Source organism: Gordonia effusa NBRC 100432, from assembly GCF_000241305.1.
Taxonomy (GTDB): Bacteria; Actinomycetota; Actinomycetes; order Mycobacteriales; family Mycobacteriaceae; genus Gordonia; species Gordonia effusa.
Window position 1 is genome coordinate 37,856 of the sequence record NZ_BAEH01000044.1, and the last position, 6,322, is coordinate 44,177.

Genomic DNA, 6,322 nt, shown 5'->3' on the forward strand with positions numbered 1-6,322 from the left:
CCGGTACGACGCCGGGTGCCGCGCCGCGAACTTCAGGTGAACAGTTAGCCGTTCTGATTGGTCGCTGAGGCCCGCCGCAGGCGCAGTCGGCGACTGGCCTCGGCGACCAACACCATCACCACGGCAACCGCGAGCCAGCCGATAACCGCGATCGAGAGTGCGGGTGCGAGTGACAGTTTCCAGTCCCGGCCGGTCGGGCGCGCGAGGTCTGGGTTGGTGATGTCGTAGTCGACGCTGATCCGCTCCCCGACCGCCAGTTCGGTTGGATACAGCAGGCCCAGCCGCGGACTGTAGATTTGCCCGTCCGGCGTTTGCAGATTGACCGCGGCGTGCAACGCATCCGCGGACACGACGTCGGCGATAACGGTCGCCTTGTTGGCGTTGATCTGCGAATCGTTGTGATAGCAGCCAGCGACCAACACGACCGCGAGTGCGGTGACCACTCCCCCGACGCACAGCAGCACGATCTGGGTATAGCGCTGCACGGTCGGATTCATGGTCGTAAGTGTAGTGACCTACAACCTCGCCCGGATCGCGGCGTGGACCTCACGCAAACGCGTACGGTCGGTGCTCACCTCGATGACCTCGATTCCGCCTTCGGGGACCGCGCCGGTCAGCAGCGCGGGCAAGTCGCCGATCGCCGCTCGACGGTGCGGCACATGGAATCCCGCGCACAGGGCAGCCAGATCGGTGCGGTGCGGGGTACCGAAAACCCGCTCGTACGCACCTGCGTAGGGGCCGGAGTTGAATCGTGGATCGCCCTGTTCGAGCAGGCCGAAGATGCCGCCACCGTCGTCGTTGGCGACCACGATGCGCAGCGCCGTCGGGCGCGGCTCCCCCGGTCCGATGACGAGTCCGGTGGCGTCGTGAATGAAGGTGAGATCGCCAAATAGAGCGATCGTCTGACTACCCGGGCGCGAAACCTGTTGTGCCAGAGCGGCTCCGATGGCGGTCGAGATATTTCCGTCGATCCCGGCGACACCACGATTGGACACCACGGCGACACCGTCGACTACATGACCGGCAAGCGCGACGTCGCGGATGGGGTTACTCGAGCCCACCACTAGCCGATCGCCGGATCGTACTGCGCCACTGACGATTCGGGCAATATGCAACCCGGTCGTCGGGCCGCTTTCGTCGAGCACCGCGTCGACGGCGCCGACAGCTCGCTGCTGCGCGCTGACGCATTCCTTCAGCCAGTCCTCGCGCGGGCTACCGCGGCGATCCACCCGGGTGCCGGTCGCCATGACATTGCCCGAGACGTCGGGCCAGCGCGGTCCGGTGGTGATCGCGTAGACGCGAACATTCGGGTCGGCGAGCAGTCGCGATACACCACGATGCAACGTCGGGCGGCCGCAGATAATCGCTTGCTGCGGTGTGATCAGGTCGAGCGCGAGCGGATGCAGCGGCGAATCTGGTTGCGGCGCAGTCGGTTCGGCGACAGTCGGGATGCCGGCGAGTTCTGCCGACACACCAGCGCCGTGCCCGGCGATGACAACGGTGTCCAGACTGAGGTCGATGGGGATCGGGACATCGAGTTTGCCGACCGGCGCCATCGTCCACGGCGCAGCGTCGGGTCGGCCGGCGAAGGCACCGAGGTCATCGTCGGGTGCGGTGTCGGCGTCGGGGACCAGTGGCTCGCGCAGGGGAATGTCGAATTGGACCGGCCCGGCATTGCCGGTGCGGGCGCCCCGCGCGGCGGCGAGTACGCGGCCGACCGCCGAGCGCCATTGACTATTGGTGTCGAGGTCTTGTTCGGCGAGTCCGAGGCTGATCGTCGCGCGGACCTGGGTGCCGAAGATGCCGAATTGTTCAACGGTTTGATTAGCGCCCGACCCCAATAATTCGTAGGGACGGTTGGCGCTGATGACAACCAACGGGACTCGGGCGTAGTTGGCCTCGAATACGGCCGGACTCATATTGGCAACCGCGGTACCGCTGGTCATCACGATGGGTACCGGCTGCTTCGACGCCACCGCGAGTCCAAGAGCGAGATAACCAGCCGATCGCTCGTCGATCCGGACGTGCAACCGCAGTCGTCCCTGCTGATCGGCGGCATGCAGCGCGAATGCGAGCGGCGCGTTCCGCGATCCGGGACACAGAACCGCGTCCGTCACGCCACCGCGAATCAGTTCATCGACGATGACGCGGGCCTGCAACGTGGACGGATTCATACCGTCCAGCGTATGCGCCACCCCCGCGCGGGCGAGCGTGGCGTCGGGCACAACCGGTACTGTCCCCCTCACCGACGCAGGCGGCGATATAGCGCCTGCTCCGCTGACGGGGACAGTTCCAGCAGAGATTCAGCCGACGACGTCGTTGCGAAACACGCCAACCGAGAGCGCGCCGAATATCCGCGGCGTCTGCTCGGCGTAGTACCGATCGACTTCGACGGCCTGCCAACCGCCCGCGGCCAGTATCTCGGGGATGTCCCGGGTGAGGTGGCAACCGCCGCCGACTCGGCGCTGGATCGGCTCGAGCCGCCGCTGCCAGCGTCGGACTTTCTCATCGGGGGCTCGTCCGTGTTCGAGGATATGCAGCGTGCCGCCTGGTTTGACGACGCGGCGCAATTCGGCGACCGCCGCGGGCAGGTCGGCGATGGTGCACATCGTGTAGGTCGACAACGCGGAATCAAACGTGTTGTCGGCGAACGGGAGTCGTTGCCCGTCCAGTCCGCCGCGGGTAATCGGCACGCTAGTGTCGGCGACCCGGTTGACTGCCATCCGCCACGCGGTATCGGACGGCTCGATCGCCGTGATCGCCGTGATCGCGGTGACCGTCGGTGGGTAGCAGTCGATATTGGTGCCCGACCCGAAGCCGATCTCCACGACATCACCGGCGAGCCCGGCGGTCGCGCGACGTCGCGGTTTGCGCATCGCGGGCATACCGCAGGGTCCGTTCGATGATATGAGGCAGGATGCGGTCCTCGTAGAAGCCCATAACCGCCACCCTAGGTCCTCACGCCTCCGACCGTGGTCGGATGACCGCCTTACTGACTTCGCGGTAAGGTGCCTCCATGAGTCGCGAATTCGATGTCATCGTCTTCGGCGCCACCGGCTTCGTCGGTGAGCTGACCGCCCGTTATCTAGCTGAGCACGCGCCGGCCGGCACCAAGATCGCGTTGGCCGGGCGGTCAGAGTCTAAACTCGTCGCCGCCCGCGCTAAGTTGCCCGTCACGGCGGCCGCGTGGCCGCTCGTCGTCGCCGATTCCAATTCTCCCGCCAGTCTCGACGCCATGGTCGCCCGCACGCAGGTCGTCTGCACAACGGTCGGCCCGTACCTGCGCTACGGCGAGGCGTTGGTGACCGCGGCGGCCAGCGCCGGTACCGACTACGTCGACCTCACCGGCGAGGTTCCCTTCGTGCGGTACTCCATCGACAAAGCACACGAGACCGCAGCCGCTACCGGGGCCCGTATTGTCCATTCGTGCGGATTCGATTCTGTCCCTTCGGATTTGGGCACCTATCTGCTGTACCGAAAGGTCTCCGACGACGCGGCCGGGCAACTCACCGACACCACCATGGTCATCAAGGCGATGCGCGGCAGCGTCTCCGGCGGCACCATCGACTCGATGCGCGTCATCGCCGACCAGGCGTCGGACCCAACGGTACGTCGGGTATTGCTCAACCCGCAGGCGTTGTCGTCGGGGCCGAATGAAACGGTGCAGGCCAAGTTGCGCAGTGAACCGTCGGATATCTCGCTAATCCGCGCGAAGACCGTCGACCGGTCGCTGACCGGCACCCTGGCACCGTTCTTCATGTCGTCGTATAACACCCGAATTGTGCGGCGCAGCAACGCATTACTCGATGGCGCATACGGCCCGGAATTCCACTACGGCGAGGCGATGGCCGTCGGCGGCATACCCGTGATTTCGACGATCGCGGCCAGCGTGGTCGCAGCCGGCGCTGGGCTATTCCTGGCCGCGATGTCGCTCAAACCCACTCGGAAACTTCTCGACAAGGTGTTGCCCGCCCCCGGTCAGGGACCTAACGAGAAGTCGCGAGACAAGGGATTCTTTGTCGCACAGACGTTTACACGTACCACGACGGGTGCGCGCTACCGCTCCGAGATCCGCGCCAGCGGCGACCCGGGCTATAAGGCGACCGCGGTGATGTTGGGCGAAAGCGCCCTGGCGCTAGCTCTCGATCGGGACAAACTGCCGAAACATGCTGGCGTGCTTACCCCGTCGGTCGCGATGGGTGACGCGCTGGTCGATCGCCTGCGCGCGGCCGGCTTCGCACTGGACGTAACGAAACTCGGCTAGCCACCCTGGTCCCACCCCCTGGTCCCCGCTCCATCCGCAAACCCGACTCCGCCGGACATTCCCGACCCGGTTTCTGGGTCGGGAATGTCCGCCAGTGTGGGGTTTGCGGACAAGGTGGGGTTTGCGGACAGCCGGTCAACGCAGTGCTACGGCTGGCCCGGTTTGAGCGCGATGAACAGCGCGTCCATCTCCGCGCACAGTCGATCACCGTCGTGCAGCGTGCCACGTACGAAGACTTTTCGACGCTCGACGCGATCCACCCAACAACGAACCGTCAGCTCGCTATCCAACGGCGTGAGCGATCGGTAGTCGACCTTCAAATACGCTGTGCGGCAAATCCCTTCGATGTTCAGCGCCGCTGCCATCCCGCCGAGGTCGTCGAAAAGCAACGCGACGAAACCACCGTGTGCCGCACCGTTTCCGCCGAGGTTGAACCGAGTGAACGTGATCGTCGCATCGACGCCGTCGGGCCCCGCATCGACGACGCCGTAGGGCGGCAGCGTGATGTTGCCGCGCGCGGGCAAGTCGATCCGGGTACCGGCCGGCGCGGTCCACTCGTCGGTCTCGACGTCGGCCAACTTCTCGTTCATGACTTTGAGCTCGCCGAGAAGTTCGTCGGTCAACTCCGCGGACGGTAGGGCCGCACGAACGCGGTCCATGAATTCGCGTACCTGCCCGACGAATTCGCCGTAATTAGGTCCGCCGCGCTCGGTGCTGATGTCGAAGGTCGGCCGAAATCCGCCCTCGTGGGGTTCACTCATCTAGCAAACGTATAAGAGCGACGCGCAAAACCTAGAATCCGGCCGGAACCTTGTATCCCGGTGGGAGTTTCACTCCTGGCGGGGACTTGAGGACCTTGATGGTGTCCTTAAGCGTCGGCGCACCGGGGATCACCGGCACCATGCAGTCCATCTTCAGCGGACCACCGCGAAGCGCACTGTCGACGAGTGATTGCACCGACGGCTGCACCGTCATGCTGAGATGAACCACCGGATCGTTGGGGCACAGATTCTGGGTGATGATGTTGCGGTAGTCACCCGGGCCCGACATCAGGTTGATCCAGTAGGGAGCTGCTTCTTCTTCCTGCAGCGTGGTGATGTTGAAGTATTTGATGCCGGGCAGTGCTTCACGCGGTGTATTCAGTGCGCGGACAACCTTGCTGCCCATCGCCTCTTCTTCACACGCGGGAGTCGGATTGACCTTGCGATACTGCTTCGGCAGGTACTGCATACGGTCGGCCGGCGGGCATTTGCCCTGTCGGATCCATTGCGCCTGGTAGGGCGATCCCTTGATGATGCCCGACAGCAGCACCACATTGCGCGCGAACTTCTGGCCACCGTAATACTTCAGCCAGTAGCGAGTCACGAGCCCGGTCTGCGATGCTCCGACGATGTCGAACTTCTTCTGGCCGGTCTTCTTCGACAGCGCGGCAACATAACGACCGAGCTTCGCGGAGTTGCCGCGGATCGTGTAGAACGGGCTGTTCGCGGGGTCATTGTCGTCCTTGGTCAGGAAGACATGGACATCGTAGCCGCGCATACGCATCGGCGTGGCAAAGGTCTCCGCGAGCTGAGCGGTCTCGATGGAACTCGCCACGTAGACAACCGGAACCTTCTTGTTCAGCTTGACCGGAGTCGGGGCGACGGCGGGAGCGGGAGCGGCTTGCGCCACCGAGGTGGCAGTCGCGGGGACTACGACAGCGACGGTAGCCACCACGGCCATTGCCACGGTCGCCAGACGACGGGAAAGGTTCATGTCACGATTAGATCACATCGGTTAGGCGGTCCTAACATCGTGTGACCACAACCACGCAATTCGCCTCACCGTAGGGTTGTCGCCATGAGCGAATCATCGGCGGCCAATCCTTTCGACCCGAGCCAGTGGGCCGGCGTCGACGGCTTCGACAATCTCACCGACATCACCTATCACCGCCACGTCGGCGAAGGGCGCGCCAACGGCATCGTGCGTATCGCCTTCAACCGGCCGGAGGTGCGTAACGCATTTCGCCCGCATACGGTCGACGAGCTCTACCGCACCCTCGATCACGCCCGGCGCAGT

At 64.6% G+C, this 6,322-nt stretch carries 6 protein-coding genes and 1 pseudogene; 2 read left to right on the plus strand and 5 right to left on the minus strand.

What is annotated here, in order from left to right:
• Positions 1-44: 44 nt before the first annotated feature.
• The 3 genes from GOEFS_RS07735 to GOEFS_RS07745 all read right to left on the minus strand — a co-directional run bounded on the left by GOEFS_RS07735 (position 45) and on the right by GOEFS_RS07745 (position 2,885).
• Positions 45-497 (minus strand): DUF3592 domain-containing protein, encoded by a 453-nt coding sequence (locus tag GOEFS_RS07735; RefSeq protein ID WP_007317341.1) that lies wholly within the window; start codon positions 495-497, stop codon positions 45-47.
• 18 nt (positions 498-515) lie between these two features.
• A complete protein-coding gene (menD, locus tag GOEFS_RS07740) occupies positions 516-2,174 on the minus strand; it encodes a 2-succinyl-5-enolpyruvyl-6-hydroxy-3-cyclohexene-1-carboxylic-acid synthase (protein ID WP_040524735.1) in 1,659 nt (552 codons plus the stop codon).
• A gap of 129 nt (positions 2,175-2,303) precedes the next feature.
• A complete protein-coding gene (locus GOEFS_RS07745; RefSeq protein ID WP_007317343.1) occupies positions 2,304-2,885 on the minus strand; it encodes a class I SAM-dependent methyltransferase in 582 nt (193 codons plus the stop codon).
• A 131-nt stretch (positions 2,886-3,016) separates the two neighbouring features.
• On the opposite strand from GOEFS_RS07745, the gene GOEFS_RS07750 reads away from it, so the two are divergent.
• Complete coding sequence (locus GOEFS_RS07750) at positions 3,017-4,264, plus strand: saccharopine dehydrogenase family protein (protein ID WP_007317344.1); 1,248 nt, start codon at positions 3,017-3,019, stop codon at positions 4,262-4,264.
• A gap of 146 nt (positions 4,265-4,410) precedes the next feature.
• On the opposite strand, the gene GOEFS_RS07755 is transcribed toward GOEFS_RS07750, so the two are convergent.
• Complete coding sequence (locus GOEFS_RS07755; protein WP_007317345.1) at positions 4,411-5,025, minus strand: PaaI family thioesterase; 615 nt, start codon at positions 5,023-5,025, stop codon at positions 4,411-4,413.
• Positions 5,026-5,056: 31 nt separating this feature from the next.
• Positions 5,057-6,019: an esterase/lipase family protein gene (locus GOEFS_RS07760; protein ID WP_007317346.1), complete on the minus strand. Its 963-nt coding sequence runs from the start codon at positions 6,017-6,019 to the stop codon at positions 5,057-5,059.
• 84 nt (positions 6,020-6,103) lie between these two features.
• On the opposite strand from GOEFS_RS07760, the pseudogene GOEFS_RS07765 reads away from it, so the two are divergent.
• Positions 6,104-6,322 (plus strand): annotated as a pseudogene (locus GOEFS_RS07765) (1,4-dihydroxy-2-naphthoyl-CoA synthase); the annotation flags it as partial.